The following is a 15,066-nucleotide window of genomic DNA, read 5'->3' on the forward strand; positions in this document are numbered from 1 at the left end:
AGATGTCCCGAGGATGTTGTCCTCGTCCTGGAAGTACAACGCGAAGTCGCGGTAGTTCTCAAGCTTGGCATTCTCAGGATACGACTTGTCGATGATCACGTCCGCTTTCCAGGAGTTGCCCTGGGAGATGTCTTTCCCAGTCTCTGGATCCCGATACACCGATCCACGCGGACCGATGATGATGCCACCGAACAAACCATCCCGAACGTTGGTCGTCAAATTACCGAAGTCCCACAACAAGGCGCCATTGATGTTGTAATCAGTATGCGCATAGAAAGTGTAAACTTTGGACTTGCCGGGTGCCAACGTCTGATCTCCAGGATTGTTCCCGACATTGATGCCCTGAGAATCCAGAGGATCGAACGCGAGGTTATTCGCGTGCAGAGAAGCGTTCCCTTCTTTCAAACGGTTGGTCAGTTTGACCTTGATGCAGTCTCCGATGTTCGCACGAAGCGTCAACGGATGCGGCATCACGCCATCGTCCGACGCCTTGCTGACTTCACCCTCAAGAGCGAAAATCTTGGCTTCGGCGTTGGCAAGGATGAGTTTTCGTTCGAAATCAACTTCAATCTCATCCTCGGTGTTGGGATTGAACTTCAGCGCTTTGTTGATTGCTACCACACTGAAATTCTTAACCGGTGCACCTGTTGGGCAAAGAGTTTTCGCTGATTTTGCGATGTGCTCATTGCCCGGCAAGGTTTGCAGGTCTTTTTGTACTTCATCCAAAACTCTCAAGATAGACCAACTACCTTCAGACAAATGAGAGGTTCGACCATCGTAAACCAGATAGTCTCCTGCCATCTGCTGATAACCTCCCGCAGTGGTCGCCAGATCATAACGCTCGGCGATCCCTACATGAAGGGCGTTAGTAACCCTGGAATCCCTGTCATAACGCTCCGGGCGGTAACCGTGACCGGAAACCACGAAGGTATGGGTTTCATACATCATGCCGCTAATAATAAGGCCTGTACATTAATTTTTACGCCAAAAAAAAACGGCACCGGGAGTTCTCCCGATGCCGCAGTGTTCCAGACTCTTTACTAATTACTTGCCAATTGTAAAGTCCGCTTTAGCTTCGCCAGCCGCTACCGTGATTTCCTGAGAGGACTCACCAGCGTAAGGATGCCACGCAGTTACCTTATATTTACCAGCAGGAATCCCGTCAATCTTGAAGGACCCATCAGCGCCACTGACTGCATAGTAAGGGTTCCATACAATTCGGCCATCGGCTTCCATGAAGTTGTGCTGATCGCACTGCAGGAAGAAATGCTGGTCCTTACCGGGCTTAAAACGTTTCATGGTTCCGGTAACGTCCGCAACATCGCCCTTGGAAGGCAGGGGCTTGTTGAACAACGTCTTGCGATTAGCGCCATTCACCGAGTACCCGTGTGGATTGTGCAGAATGTTATCATCCAGATTGGTAATGGTCAGCAATCCGTCTTTCATCCCTTTTGGAGTCTTTCGCGCTATGGAAACCTTGGGGAAAATATCGCAGGTTTTGAAATCAAATTTGATAGGGTCTGTGGACCACGCTTTGCCCTTTTCAATATCTTCGATGAACACAACCGTATCCTTCAGCTTGCCGCCATTGACCACAACTTTGGTCCGGGGGCGAATCCCACCTTCTTTGGTATCGGGATGGGTAACGCAAAACTCGACGTTTTTGCCTTTGTTCAAATTTTCCATTATCGGGGCGGGAGCGGTGCCTTTAAAATTAACCACTCCACTGATGGACCCGCCACCAGCCGCGCCTTCTTCATAATCCCCTTTTTTGGCAAAACTCGCGGAAGCGCTCAGAACCAACGCGATTCCTACTACTGAAATTCCTAACATGACCTTTTTCATTGCTATTAATCCCTCCATAGTTAAACAAAAAATTCACTACACCTAACAAATGTGTTTGGTTTTTGATTTATTGGCGGCCGATTATATCACTAAACTCCAAAATTTCAAAAAACTTAATAAAAAAAAGGGGACCCGTCAAAAACAGGCCCCCTCAATTTTAAGCATTTAACCAGATCAGCGATTCATCGACAATCGGTCATCCTCAGGATTAGCAGCCGATTTCTCGCCCTTCGGGGTTGCATCTCCCAAAGGCAGGATCGACCTTTCACCCTGCGGCAGAACCTTGAAGTAACCCCATTGACCGGCCTGCTGGTACGGGGTCCTGGCGTTCAACCAGAGGTAGGTTCCGGGGTTTGAGTAAGTACCGCCCGCCCTTGTGAAGGCCTGGATGTACTCACCACCACCGAACTGCTCAACGTCGATCATATCAGAATTCTCCTGATTCAGATGACGCCTCCATTGATGTCCGTCGACATTGAACATCTGGTTCTGCTCGTTATGCGCTCCGAAGACATTGATCATAACCCGGTCTCCTGCATGAGCTTTCAATACAGGAGTTGCAGGGTCGCTGTCTGCGGCGACGCAAGGTGTGAAGATATTACCCAGCTCACAACCTTCGTCTTCACGATAGCTCCAGGGTTCCAGACGATAGTTCACGCCCGTCAGACCCGCTACGTTCTGCAGGTAAGGCATGAAAGATGTCCCGAGGATGTTGTCCTCGTCCTGGAAGTACAACGCGAAGTCGCGGTAGTTCTCAAGCTTGGCGTTCTCAGGATACGACTTGTCGATAATCACGTCCGCTTTCCAGGAGTTGCCAAGAGAAATGTCTTTCCCCGTCTCCGGATCACGATACACCGATCCTTTAGGACCGATGATGATTCCACCGTACAAACCATCCCGAACGTTGGTCGTCAAGTTACCAAAGTCCCACAGCAAGGCGCCATTGATATTGTAATCTTTGGCCGCATAGAAAGTGTAAACTTTGGACTGGCCGGGTGCCACCGTCTGATCGCCAGGGTTGTTCCCGACATTGATCCCTTGAGAATCCAGAGGATCGAACGCGATGTTATTCGCGTGCAGCGAAGCGTTGCCTGCTTTCAAACGGTTGGTCAGCTTGACCTTGATGCACTCTCCGATATTCGCACGAAGCGTCAACGGATGCGGCATCACGCCATCATCCGACGCCTTGCTGACTTCCCCCTCAAGAGCGAAAATCTTGGCTTCGGCGTTGGCAAGGATGAGTTTGCGTTCGAAATCAACTTCAATCTCATCCTCGGTGTTGGGATTGAACTTCAGTGCTTTGTTGATCGCGACCACACTGAAATTCTTAACCGGAGCGCCTGTTGGGCAAAGAGTCGTTCTAATTTTCTTCTTAAACTCTTTTTCCTCGTTGCCCGGAAGTTCTTTCAAGTCCTTCTGTAGCTTGTCATGAACCCGAATGATGCCCCAGGTTCCTTCAGACAGATGAGAGGTTCTACCGTCGTAGTAGAGGTAATCCCCCGCCATTCCCTGATAGCCACCAGCGGTGGTTGCCAGATCATAACGTTCCGCGATACCAATGTGAATCGTATTGGTAACTCTGGAATCCTTGTCGTAACGCTCCGGGCGGTAACCGTGACCGGAAACAACAAAGGTATGGGTTTCATTCTGCATGCCATGGAGAAGACGAAACATGATGCTGTCACCTACGTAAGCGCGAAGCAACGGAGTCGAAGGATCTCCATGTACGGTACTACTGAACAGCCTGGAGACATCTTTGTTCGACTTGAGCCGCGCGGACAATGAAGTCGCGCGGAAGTTGAACCCGCCGCCTGTCGTATGCGTTCCGCCGTTCAAGTGAGGAAAGGCCACATCCAGCATCGTGTCAGGCATCTGAAAAGAGATGGACTGACCTGCCGCAATGGCATTTTCTCTGGACAATCCCGGAGGATTGCCATCGGTCACCAATTGAGCGGTGTGCGGAACCGTGTCATGCAACTGTGCTACCAACTCACGGAAACTACCGTTTCGCCCGTAAGCAAAAGGCTCGGTTCCATGAATGTCAGCCACCGGGCCACTGCGGATCGGTTTCCCCGTTTTAGGATCATGATACGTCGATCCCCACGGTTCTACGATCGTGGACCCGATACCACCGTGTGGCCAGGTCGTAGCACCAAACGCATGGTCATGCCAGAAAACTAATCCGACATCGGCATCCACCCACCAGCGGTAACGAACATACTCGGTGGTAATGATCTGACCCGCCGCATGGGCATGAGTCATCGGAGCGGTAAACGTGATTGTATATTTACCGTCCTTGGCCGGGTTCTTGTTAGGATCAGGATTGATCGACTTGATCCAGCGGGCGTCCTTCTTGTTGGGAACTTCGATACCAACAATGATATCTGCGCCCACATGGTAAGTGGTCGCCCCTTTTGCCATCTCGATCTCGATCGTGTCCGATCCGGGTTTTACAGCTTTCAGCAGTTTCGCGTTCATCGGAACGGGCATACCTACATGATGACCGTCCTTCATTTTCTTCGTGAACTGCTTGTAGGATCTCATCGACTGATCGTATGAGAATCCAGTGATAACACCATCCGACGCCTGATTGTCGAACTGGAAGAAATGCGGATGAATGTTGACTTTAGACATTTGGAAATTGGTAAAGTCATCGTCATCCCATTCGCTGGACAAAAGAACGTCCACACAATCGTATACGTTTGCGCGGATAACCAGCGGATAAGCAATGGCCGGATCTTTTCTTACCGCTTCGATTTCCTCATCGATCACGTAAATCAAACCGTACTTATCTATCATCGGCGGTGTTTTGCCAATGGCCGGAGAAAGTTGAACCGGTGTGTTGATAAAATGCAGGTTGTACTGCTTTCTACCAGCGCCACCAGGACACAAGCTCCAACGTCCCTGCTCACCCGGTTTCGCGGGTGCACTGCTCTCAACGTTGGGACCACTGCTACCGTTACCCGACTCGGAAGCCAGGTTCTCGTTGTGAGTCGCTAAATGAAACGGCTCCAACCACGGAGCACCACCATGATGACGGGCGAAAGGAACTCGCTTGCCAAAATGCGGTGTCATATGCGGCCATGCCAGTTTACCGGTCAACGGCGAAAACTGAATCGGATGCCGTTTGCCGGGATGCGGCGATTTGTACTTCGGCCACTTGGTTGTGGGCTCACGCTCGGACATGACGGTTGAACTTTTCCAGCCATAATCCCACACCGACCCGTCGTAGGCCTTGATCTGCGCCACTTCATCATCGGTATGACCCGGTTGACCCTGCGGCGGAAGCATGTATTTAACCCAGTCCTTGACATTAACAACAGGAACTTCACTGGTCCAGTCGCTACTTCCTTTGTCAACAACGTTAAACTTTTTCCCAAACCAGTCCATTGTTTTGCCGACCAGTTTGTCCGAGCTGACGCCATGCGGAATGCGGCCCGAACGGTCGGGAAGCTCTTTCAAAGGACGCATGACATCGGTACTGCCAAACGGATAGTTCCCGTCCTGCAATACGTTGTACACACGCCAGTATCCCCACATGCCGGCAACGTAATGATGCGCCACGTGGCAATGAAACAGGAAGTCACCAGCCAGACGCTGACACAGACCGGAACCGCACTCGGTTTCCAGATCCACGGCTTCAGATGGACCGATAACTTTAACGTCCACGCGATCAGATGTAGTGCGAACCACCGGATATTTCACCGGGCCGTTCCACGCTGCTGTGGTCAGATTCTCAAGATCGATTTGCCGTTTGGGAGAACGGGTCCAGCGAATGGTTCCGCCATGTGGATGATGCGAATGAAACACCTCGCCGCCGCCGTGAATCAAACGAAACTTGACGGGATCTCCCAGATAAGAACGAGGGATCGTCGTTGGCGGATCACCGAACGTATAGGAACTGTACGCCAGCGACTCGTCTTCAAAGTGAAACTTTTTTTCCTGAACTGCCAGGTTGTTGATGCCAAAAGGCTCACTGCGATAATTCAAAGCCCTGGCAGAAGGACGATAGGCATCGGTCTGCGGATCGCGCTGAGGAATCATCTCCCCGTGGCGATTGAGCGGACGAAACGACTCGTCACCAACTTCGTGGTAGAACAACGCAAACTCACGAAAGTCTCTGGCGTCATTGTTAGCAATCATCGCCATCCAGCCGCTTTCCAGCGGTTCACCCGTCCACGGGTCCAGATAGGTGGAACCTACAGGCTCAACAACAAGCGTACCGATCAATCCTAATGAGGACGGATCGCGCCCTGCATGGCTCTGAATCAAATGAGCGCCTTCCTGCTCGTCGATCGGAATGTACCATTCAAAATCCTGAGTTCCTTCAGGTTTGATGATCGCCCCAGCAGACGCAGCACTGGCCGGAAGACCGGAAGAACTGATGATCATAGCGGAACCGTTTACCTGGAACCCTACATCCTCGTCTTCAACCGCGTTTGTTACTTTGACTCGCAAACAATCGCCTTGATTAGCTCGAATCAACAAAGGTTGAATGGCATCACCCTGCAAGCCATTGGTAACCATGCCCGGATCGAGTTCATCTTCTCTGGCCTTGGCGTTTGCTTCTTCTTCCGTACGGACCTTTTCAATGTTCTTGGTCAACACAAACATGTAACCAGGGTAGTAATCACCCCACTGGTTCAGTGTGACCTCAACGTTGATCGCCGAGATATCCAGGGCTTTGACCGGAGCGCCGCTCGGGCAATGAGCCCCCTTGAAAACCTTATCCGTGACTTCGGACGGTCCCAAAAGATAGCTCTGTCCCAATTGGTGCGCCGCCCAGGAGTCATGGAAACCGCCGCCTGATGACGCCGGCGCCGCATGTTCCTTCAACTTGTCCTGGAGCTGGTCCATGAGATTCATGAAGGTCTTGTCCAGTTTTTGCTGACTACCCTCCATGCCGCCCATCATGTCTTCATAGTCGAGCTGGGTTTCCAGCTTTTCCAGCCACGCGGGCCGGTCTACAGCATGATTTTCATGCTCTGCATGTTTTTTGCCCGGCTCGGCACTTGCAGATCCAACCCATCCCAGGGTAAGAACAGCAATCGCAAGCACGGCAAAATACTTCCATCCCTTTTTGACGCGAAAGTGCATTTCATATCCTCCAAATGAGATTACCTCCTGTCAGTTTTTTTTCGCATAGAAAAAACCAACAGGCCCTATATAAAAAGACGCAGCTTGTCTCCCTAACAAGGTTACGTCCACTAAATACATAAATTCAATCTCCTGATATTTCCTTTGTTTTTCCTCTCTTTAATTAGATGGATTTCGAGTATTGATTAATAAAAATAGAGGGCAGACCTTATCACATTTCAATTTTCCCGTACAAGGGTCAAATGAAACTTTTTATCATTTCGAGATAATAGAAAAAATACAGGCTCCCCGTGGTAAATTTTGTCCAGAATATTTTGGTATTGCTTGGGGTTTGCTACGTCTTTGCCATTGACTGCTAAAATCCGGTCGCCGATTTCCAAGCCTTTTATATCCGCCGAACTGCCAACCACGATATCCTTGATAACCACACCAGCTTCCGTTTCACCCTGGGCCAGTTCCAGTTCTATCCCCAAGGGGGGGAAACCCCGTTGCGGGTCGGTCAACGTTGCCTGCACACTCTTTTTCTTTTGGTAATTGTCTAATTTAACAGGGATAACCTGCGGTTGACCGTTGCGAAGAATATCCAGACGAACGGTCTGCCCTGGGGAAATGACGCCGACAATGCGTATCATTCCGGTGGGGGAGTTCACGGCAACCCCGGCAATTTTTAATATGATGTCTCCCACTTTGAGCCCCGCCCGCTGGGCCGGGTCGCCTTCAAAAACGGAGTTGATCATGACCCCCGTGCCGCCAACCAGATTTACCTTGGTCGCCAATTCCGGAGTCACGGGCTCGATCCCGACTCCCAGCCACCCTCTCTTGACTTCGCCGTTTTCAATCAGTTGAGCCGTGATCCTGTTCACAATATTGGAGGGAATAGAGAACCCTATGTTTTGTGCGTAATTAATGATCGCGGTATTGATGCCGATGACTTCGCCGTGGATATTCAGCAACGGCCCGCCGCTGTTACCGGGATTGATAGAAGCATCCGTTTGGATAAAATCCTCATATCGCGAAAGGTTGACGTTTTCGCGGTTCAAACCGCTGACGATGCCAAAGGTCATGGTGTCGCTCAATCCATAGGGGTTGCCCACCGCGACCACCATTTGCCCGACTTTCAATAGACTGGAATCGCCAAATTGTACCGAAGCATGGGCTGCATCTTCAGGAATTTTCACCACGGCCAGATCGGTATCGTCATCGGACCCCAGCACTTCGCCAACCAGCTCTTTTCCGCCAAACAACGTAACCTTTATCTTGTCCGAATTTCTGACCACATGACTGTTGGTGACGATGAATCCCCGCTTCGCATCAATAATCACGCCTGCGCCCGCATTATTGGGGCGGCCTTTATTCTCGGAATCCTGCTTGCGAATCGATGGGGACGGTGGAACGTAAGGAGAAAGACTCACAACGGCGGGTCGCACCTTCTCTGCCAGAGAAACAAAGGCGTTCTCCAATTCCTCGAGGAGGTTGAACCCCCGAGGCTCAGCGAACGAAGTCGCGGGAACTAAAAGAAGGCAAAGAATTGCGAAAACTGAAAAAGCTAACGGTTGCGTCTGAAATCGGGCATTCATTTTTTCCAAACCGCCTAAAAATAGCAAGATATAGAGATATTCTGAATGATTTGCTCAGGATACTACCATTAAATGAAGAGGTTTTAAATAAGATCACAGAAAAGACACAATAAACCCACATTTCTCTTTTCTAAAAGGGTTTCAATCAAACGCCCACATAATAAATTTTTTAACGGATACGAACAATCAGTAATTTTCTACTCCTTCATTTACAATAGCTTGCGTTCATTATTAGCAACAAAATCTGCACCCGCTATTAATATGGAACGTAGCGGGGGTAAAATCCATCTCAATTGTTTACAATGGAGACTCCCACCGCAAAAAGCAATTCGCTTGATTTCTTAAAAGGATCATGAAAAAGTAAAATGACTTTTTATTGATAATAAACGATCAGGAATGCAATGAATTTTAAAGATCTGGACAACAAAAGCGCAGAAGAAATCCTGCAATGGACCCAGGACACGTTTGGCAAGCGGGCGGGCATTGCCTCCAGCTTCGGGATGGAAGACATGGTCCTCATTGACATGGTATCCAAATTGGAGGGCGACATCACCATTTTCACCCTGGACACCGGGCGACTCCACGAGGAAACTTACGAAATCATGGAGAAAGTCCGCAGCCGCTATGGCGTGACCGTCCAGACTTATTTCCCCGACAAGGAGAAAGTGGAAGCGTTGGTTCGGGACAAAGGTTTTTTTTCATTCCGGGAAAGCGTGGACAACCGCAAGGAGTGTTGCTTCATTCGCAAGGTGGACCCCTTAAATCGCGCATTGGCCCAGTTGGACGCCTGGGTGACGGGACTGCGCCGCGAACAAAGCGTGACGCGCACGGAGGTTCCCAAAGTCGATAACGACAGCGACCACCCTCCCCTGGTCAAGATCAATCCGCTCGCCGATTGGACTCAGGAGCAGGTGGAAGCCTACATCGAAAAACATGCCGTTCCCGTCAACGCCCTGCACAAAAGAAATTTTCCCAGCATTGGCTGTGCGCCCTGCACACGGCCCATCACCGAGGGCGAGGATGTTCGCGCCGGACGCTGGTGGTGGGAAAACCCGGAGCATAAAGAGTGTGGGTTGCATAGACCCACATAAACAAATGGAGACCGGAGACGGGTAAAGGAATAAACCATTATTGTTTCCGGTCTGCCTCATCGTGCAACCGTTTTGAAAACTGTTCGGTGTTTTCGAATATCGATACCGTCAGCGGAACCAGCAATCCGGCCACCTGCCGGGCTTTTTGGAATAGATTGCCGCGCACAACATCTTTGCCGCTATTCAGTTCTACAGCCAGCCATTTTTCCACTTCGATGCAGAGTATCGGCAGGAGTTGAAACGCCATCAAACCCACCGTACCCGCTTCTCTGATGGAAACCCAAAGGCTGTGCCCGCCTCTATCCCCTGAATTGTTAAGCGCAAAAAGATCTTGAGGGGCTGTGGTGTGCATGAACAGCATGGAGACCAGAAACATCAGCATCAACCGGCAGGACGTGAGGGCTCCCGCTTCCAAACCTTCCCAGGTCACCCCTAACACCGATAAGGTTTCAACGGAAGTCCCCGGTGTAAAAAAAACCGGAAAGATTCCCAGAAAAAGAACGAACCAGACGAAAGTCCGCAATTTCCGCAAAACCATTTTAAAACCTGTTTTGGCTAAAATTATTCCTGACAGGCAGACTAAAACCACGAAGGCGATTCCCGTCCACTTTCCCCACGCGGTCAGGCAAAGGATTGCCAGACCGAGGAAAATTTTCCTGGATACGGACGTTCGGTGCAGAACGGAGTCGCCGGGGGTGTAAACTCCCGGCATCAGATGGTTGAATGAAAATCCTTTTTTCATTTTATACAGGAACCTTTACTTAATATCCGCTGGCTCAGACTTTCGGGCCAATGCAAATTCAAAACCAATGGAACCACGGATGAATAAAGATAGGATGAACTAAAACCATTTTCACCGCAAAGACGCAGAGGACGCAAAGAAACCCTAAAGAACCATTCAAGGGGAGAGGAAAAAACCTCTTCTCCCCTCTGGAGAGAAGGCTGGGATGAGGGGAAATACCCGTTTTTATCCTGTCAATCCTGTTTATCCTGTCAATTTTTTTCTTTGCGTCCTCTGCGTCTTTGCGGTGAAAGCTTTCCTCTGTGCTTTCAAACATCTCCTCCACACTCGACAGGCCTAGCTTGAATGCCTGCCAAAATTATGGAATGATGTGCTTTTTATTTCTGAGTTTTAATTATATGACTTCCCCCGACAGGATCATAGAAGAAACCCGAAAGCACGTGAAAGCCCTGTTTGCCGATGACGGTTCGGGCCACGACTGGTGGCACATCTACCGGGTTTGGACCGTGGCGGGCAAGCTGGGCGAAACGGAAGGCGCGGATCGCACTGTGGTGGAACTGGGCGCTCTCTTGCACGACATCGCCGACTGGAAATTTCACGATGGCGATAACACCATCGGCCCAAAAAAAGCGCGGCAATGGCTGGAAAGTCAGGGAGCGGATGCGAACACCATCGGCCATGTGTGCGACATCGTAGCGACCATCTCCTACAAGGGAGCCGGAGTGTCCACCCCCATGCAGACGCTGGAGGGTAAAGTCGTGCAGGACGCCGACCGGTTGGATGCCATCGGCGCTCAGGGCATCGCCCGGACCTTTGCCTATGGCGGCAACAAGAACCGCTTGATCTATCACCCCGATCAGAAGCCGGTTCTGCACCAGAGCTTCGAGGCCTACAAGAAAAACGACGGCCACACCATCAACCACTTTTACGAAAAACTTCTTCTGCTCAAGGACCGGATGAACACGGAGGCGGGACGAAAAATGGCAGAAGAAAGGCACCGCTTCATGGAACAGTTTCTCGACCAGTTTTTCAGGGAATGGCATGGAGAATTCTGAAATTCTAAAACAAGCGGCGGAGCTTCTGGCAAACTCCAGGCGGGTGTTGTTTCTGACCAGCGCCGGTATGAGCGCCGACTCCAACATCCCCACTTTTCGAGACAAAGACGGCTACTGGCGAAACTTCCCGCCCTTCAAGGAAAAAAATCTGGAAGCGCAGGACCTTGCCAGTCCGTGGGCGTTTCGTAACGAACTTCAGTACGCCTGGGCGTTTTATGAATGGCGGCGGAGAAACGCTCACGAAAATGAACCGCATAAGGGCTATCGCATCATCAACCGCTGGATGAGTGAACAGTTTGATAGCGCGTTCATCCACACCACCAACACCGATGGCTATCATCTGCGCTCCGGCTCGCCATCCGAACTGGTAATGGAAGTGCATGGGTCCATGTGGCGGCTGCAATGCCTGGAGGTGTGCAGTCATAATTTTTGGGATGAGGATTCCGTTCCGCTTTGCGAGATGTCTTACGACACCATGAAAGCCTGGGACTATCCTTTATGCCCTCACTGCAGGGCCATCGCCCGGCCACATATTTTAATGTTTGGCGACGGGGAGTATGTCGGGCATCCTCAACAGGAAAGAAACTTTCGCGATTTTCTCGGTGAATCGATAGATCTGGCAATTCTGGTGGGCAGTTCCGGGGCGGTGCCAACCAATGATTATATCGCCCTTCATCTGCAGGACAGGGGGACGAAAGTAATCAACATCAATCCCGATCCTTCCGCCAACGCCATCGTCCGCACGGAATATTTCCTGCCGATGACCAGCGAAGCCGCGTTCATCGCGCTGGATGCAGCGACGTTTGGAAGGGCATCGTCTTAGATAGGGAACCCCGATTTTCTCATGATTTCACCGCCCTCCCCCCTTAAATCGCCTCCTAAACCCCCTATTTATTCTAAACACCTAAAACCACATTTAATATTTGTATCCCCCACAAAATATAGTATTCTTTTCGGATACCCTCATGCCATGGTTTGGTAACCGGGAGTAAAGGTATTATGAAAGGGACTCGATTGATTTTTCAGGCTCCCCATAATTCCTGATAATATAAGGGTATCTCTAAAAATTGACTAAATGCTCCTAATCGTCAACTTAAGGAGATGGCTTTGTTTTAGTGGAACGGGCTAGAAAGCCCGTGCCACCAATATAAGAAATCCTTGTACAGTGTTCGATTTCCTGTAATAAACTAATTTTTAGAGATGCCCATAAGAGTTTAATTTGCTATTTTCCCCTGGAGGACGTTGCCAATGCGGGTTCTGATACTTGCGCTTGTTTTATTCTTTTCCAGTTCTCTTCCAGTTTTTGCCAAATGCACCAAGGATGAAGTATGTGCCATGGTTGGTAAAATGAACCACTTTGCCATTCTGGACGAATGTCCCGCCGCCGGCCCGCTTCTGACAGAATGCAGACAGGTTTCCAAAACAGTAATGGGAACCTTGCCCGAACCCAATTTTGTCGATAATGGCGATGGCACGATCACTGATACCGTCAACAAATTACTGTGGATTAAAAAAGGTAAGTTCGACCAAAAATATAAGCTCAAAGATGCAAAAACCGTTGCCCTTACTGCGGAGGAAGCCGGGCGCACCGGATGGAGGCTTCCCACCCTTCCGGAAATGAAAACCCTGCTCTACAAAGAAAGGGTCATCAATGCGAGCGGCAAAAAAGCCTGGATCAATCCCCTGTTCGATGATGGATTGGGGCATTACTACTGGACGACGACGACATGCGACCAGGTTTCCGTAATCGAAGACCGCTACCAGGAAAAAATTTGTCAGGAAGGCGACAAAGCCGCATGGTTTCTCCATTTCAACATCGGAGCCGTTGCCTGGTTTCACACCAACCTGGAAAGACCCTTCGTCTGGCTGGTACAGGACGCAAAATAATCCCTAGCAATTAATTCACTCACCACGCGCCTTCCTTCCGGGAAGGCCAGAAATCAACATTTATTCTTCCTCGAAAATGGCCCCGCGCCATTATATTTGCGGAAAAATGAATCCTATAAGTCCTCAAAATCATCAACACCTGTAACAACGGCAAGGGTTGATATTTGAAGAAGCCGCCATCAACTCCAGCGCTCAGGAAACCATTCCCTATCTTGAGAACACATAATCAAAAACATTAATATTTTCATGGTAAGTAATTGAATTTAATAAATGAATTAGACTTCACCAATACCTTCGTCAAAATGGGACCGGAGCTTTACCAGCTGAAGTCCCCGGACCCGGTCTCGGAACCTTATCTGGTCGATTTCAACCCGCAAGGGGCTGAACTCATCGGCCTGGACCCTGCGGAAGCAGAACGCCCGGAATTTGTCGAGTTCTGCGCTGGCAACAAACTTCCCGCCGGTGCGCAACCGCTGGCCATGGCTTATTCAGGCCATCAGTTCGGTTCTTACAACCCGCGGCTGGGCGATGGCAGGGGACTCCTGTTGGGAGAAGTGACCAACGGCAACGGGCAGAAATGGGACATCCATTTGAAGGGAGCCGGCCCCACCCGATTCGCACGCGGGTTTGACGGACGCGCCACCCTGCGGGCTACCATCCGCGAGTATCTGGCCGGGGAAGCCCTGCACGGACTGAATATTCCAACCACCCGTTCCCTGGCCATCATCGGCATACGCGAACTCATTTACCGGCAAACGCCGGAATTGGCCGCAATACTGGTGCGCATCAGCGATTCACATATTCGCTTCGGAAGTTTTGAGTTGTTCCATTACACCAACAATCCGGCAAAAGTCACCGAGCTTGCCGATTATGTCATCCACAATCATCACCCGGACATCGAGCACGAGGCGGATAAATATCAACTGCTTTTCAGGCGGGTGATGACGGCCACCGCAAGTATGATTGCCAAATGGCAGGCGGCGGGGTTCGTCCACGGCGTGATGAACACCGACAACATGTGCATCACCGGCGTCACCTTTGATTACGGCCCCTACGGGTTCATCGACCATTTCAACCCCAATTACACTCCCAATACGTCCGACCACAGTGGGCGCTACTCCCTGGGAAAGCAGGCAGAAATCGGCTACTGGAATTTGAGCAAATGGGGGGAAACCCTCTGCAATCTGGTCGCCCCCGAAGATATTATGGAGGAATTGTCGCAATACCAAACCACGTACAACAATTTCTACCGCGAACTCATGGGGCAAAAACTGGGGCTGGCCATTCTCGATGAGGAGTTCACCACCCTGATCGGAAGTCTGTTTCAACTGCTCTACAAAAACCCGGTGGATTACACTAATTTTTTTCGCGCCTTATCGGACTATCCTGAAAGTAACGGGCTGATCCATGCCTTCAACACCCCCAAGGAAATTGAAGACTGGCTGGACCGCTATCGCAAGTTGATCGAGCGGGAAGATGCGGACTTCGAAGATCGCAAGGCAACGATGGACAGCGTGAACCCTAAATTTATTCTGCGGCAATACCTGTTGCAACGGGCAATCGACAAGGCGTTGAAGGAGTCGGATTTTTCTGAAATCCAACGCTTGCGCGTACTATTAGAGGATCCGTTCAAAGACCGACCGGAGATTTTTAAGCAATATGATATCGACCCTGAATTTTATGCCGCCGACACCCCGGACTCGCAACTGGGCATTCAACTCAGTTGTTCGGCTTGAGCCGATGGACAGGGCAAGCCAAAATTTATTTTTATA

General features: G+C 50.3%; 10 protein-coding genes. 5 read left to right on the top strand and 5 right to left on the bottom strand.

Going from position 1 to position 15,066, the window contains the following annotated elements; all coding sequences use genetic code 11:
* The 4 genes from O3C58_10560 to O3C58_10575 all read right to left on the bottom strand — a co-directional run.
* Window positions 1–948 (bottom strand): multicopper oxidase domain-containing protein (locus tag O3C58_10560; protein ID MDA0692302.1); only part of this gene is annotated, 948 nt, incomplete at its 3' end.
* A 96-nt stretch (window positions 949–1,044) separates the two neighbouring features.
* Window positions 1,045–1,845: a carboxypeptidase-like regulatory domain-containing protein gene (locus O3C58_10565; GenBank protein ID MDA0692303.1), complete on the bottom strand. Its 801-nt coding sequence runs from the start codon at window positions 1,843–1,845 to the stop codon at window positions 1,045–1,047.
* A 174-nt stretch (window positions 1,846–2,019) separates the two neighbouring features.
* Window positions 2,020–6,942 (bottom strand): hypothetical protein, encoded by a 4,923-nt coding sequence (locus O3C58_10570; GenBank protein MDA0692304.1) that lies wholly within the window; start codon window positions 6,940–6,942, stop codon window positions 2,020–2,022.
* A gap of 218 nt (window positions 6,943–7,160) precedes the next feature.
* Complete coding sequence (locus O3C58_10575; protein MDA0692305.1) at window positions 7,161–8,519, bottom strand: trypsin-like peptidase domain-containing protein; 1,359 nt, start codon at window positions 8,517–8,519, stop codon at window positions 7,161–7,163.
* A gap of 401 nt (window positions 8,520–8,920) precedes the next feature.
* On the opposite strand from O3C58_10575, the gene O3C58_10580 reads away from it, so the two are divergent.
* Window positions 8,921–9,610 carry a phosphoadenylyl-sulfate reductase gene (locus O3C58_10580; protein MDA0692306.1) on the top strand — a complete coding sequence of 230 codons (690 nt, stop codon included), beginning with the start codon at window positions 8,921–8,923 and terminating at the stop codon, window positions 9,608–9,610.
* A 37-nt stretch (window positions 9,611–9,647) separates the two neighbouring features.
* On the opposite strand, the gene O3C58_10585 is transcribed toward O3C58_10580, so the two are convergent.
* Window positions 9,648–10,352, bottom strand: coding sequence for an energy-coupling factor transporter transmembrane component T (locus tag O3C58_10585; GenBank protein MDA0692307.1), 705 nt, complete (start codon window positions 10,350–10,352; stop codon window positions 9,648–9,650).
* A 398-nt stretch (window positions 10,353–10,750) separates the two neighbouring features.
* Here O3C58_10585 and O3C58_10590 point away from each other — a divergent pair, with 398 nt between their 5' ends.
* The 4 genes from O3C58_10590 to O3C58_10605 all read left to right on the top strand — a co-directional run bounded on the left by O3C58_10590 (window position 10,751) and on the right by O3C58_10605 (window position 15,030).
* On the top strand, window positions 10,751–11,407 hold the full coding sequence (locus O3C58_10590) for an HD domain-containing protein (protein ID MDA0692308.1): 657 nt from the start codon (window positions 10,751–10,753) through the stop codon (window positions 11,405–11,407).
* Window positions 11,394–12,230 (top strand): iron dicitrate transport regulator FecR, encoded by an 837-nt coding sequence (locus O3C58_10595; protein ID MDA0692309.1) that lies wholly within the window; start codon window positions 11,394–11,396, stop codon window positions 12,228–12,230. The genes O3C58_10590 and O3C58_10595 overlap by 14 nt, the downstream gene beginning before the upstream one ends.
* Before the next feature lie 425 nt (window positions 12,231–12,655).
* Window positions 12,656–13,294 carry a DUF1566 domain-containing protein gene (locus O3C58_10600; protein ID MDA0692310.1) on the top strand — a complete coding sequence of 213 codons (639 nt, stop codon included), beginning with the start codon at window positions 12,656–12,658 and terminating at the stop codon, window positions 13,292–13,294.
* 257 nt (window positions 13,295–13,551) lie between these two features.
* Entirely contained in the window at window positions 13,552–15,030 is a 1,479-nt protein-coding gene (locus O3C58_10605; GenBank protein ID MDA0692311.1) for a YdiU family protein, read from the top strand.
* Window positions 15,031–15,066: the final 36 nt, after the last annotated feature.

It is taken from the genome of Nitrospinota bacterium (assembly GCA_027619975.1).
GTDB lineage: Bacteria > Nitrospinota > Nitrospinia > Nitrospinales > VA-1 > JADFGI01.

Excerpts from the sequence above, each read along its gene's own strand:
- O3C58_10565 (MDA0692303.1), bottom strand. The coding sequence starts at position 1,845 with ATGAAAAAGGTCATGTTAGGAATTTCAGTAGTAGGAATCGCGTTGGTT.
- O3C58_10570 (MDA0692304.1), bottom strand. The coding sequence starts at position 6,942 with ATGCACTTTCGCGTCAAAAAGGGATGGAAGTATTTTGCCGTGCTTGCG.
- O3C58_10575 (MDA0692305.1), bottom strand. The coding sequence starts at position 8,519 with ATGAATGCCCGATTTCAGACGCAACCGTTAGCTTTTTCAGTTTTCGCA.
- O3C58_10580 (MDA0692306.1), top strand. The coding sequence starts at position 8,921 with ATGAATTTTAAAGATCTGGACAACAAAAGCGCAGAAGAAATCCTGCAA.
- O3C58_10585 (MDA0692307.1), bottom strand. The coding sequence starts at position 10,352 with ATGAAAAAAGGATTTTCATTCAACCATCTGATGCCGGGAGTTTACACC.
- O3C58_10590 (MDA0692308.1), top strand. The coding sequence starts at position 10,751 with ATGACTTCCCCCGACAGGATCATAGAAGAAACCCGAAAGCACGTGAAA.
- O3C58_10595 (MDA0692309.1), top strand. The coding sequence starts at position 11,394 with ATGGAGAATTCTGAAATTCTAAAACAAGCGGCGGAGCTTCTGGCAAAC.
- O3C58_10600 (MDA0692310.1), top strand. The coding sequence starts at position 12,656 with ATGCGGGTTCTGATACTTGCGCTTGTTTTATTCTTTTCCAGTTCTCTT.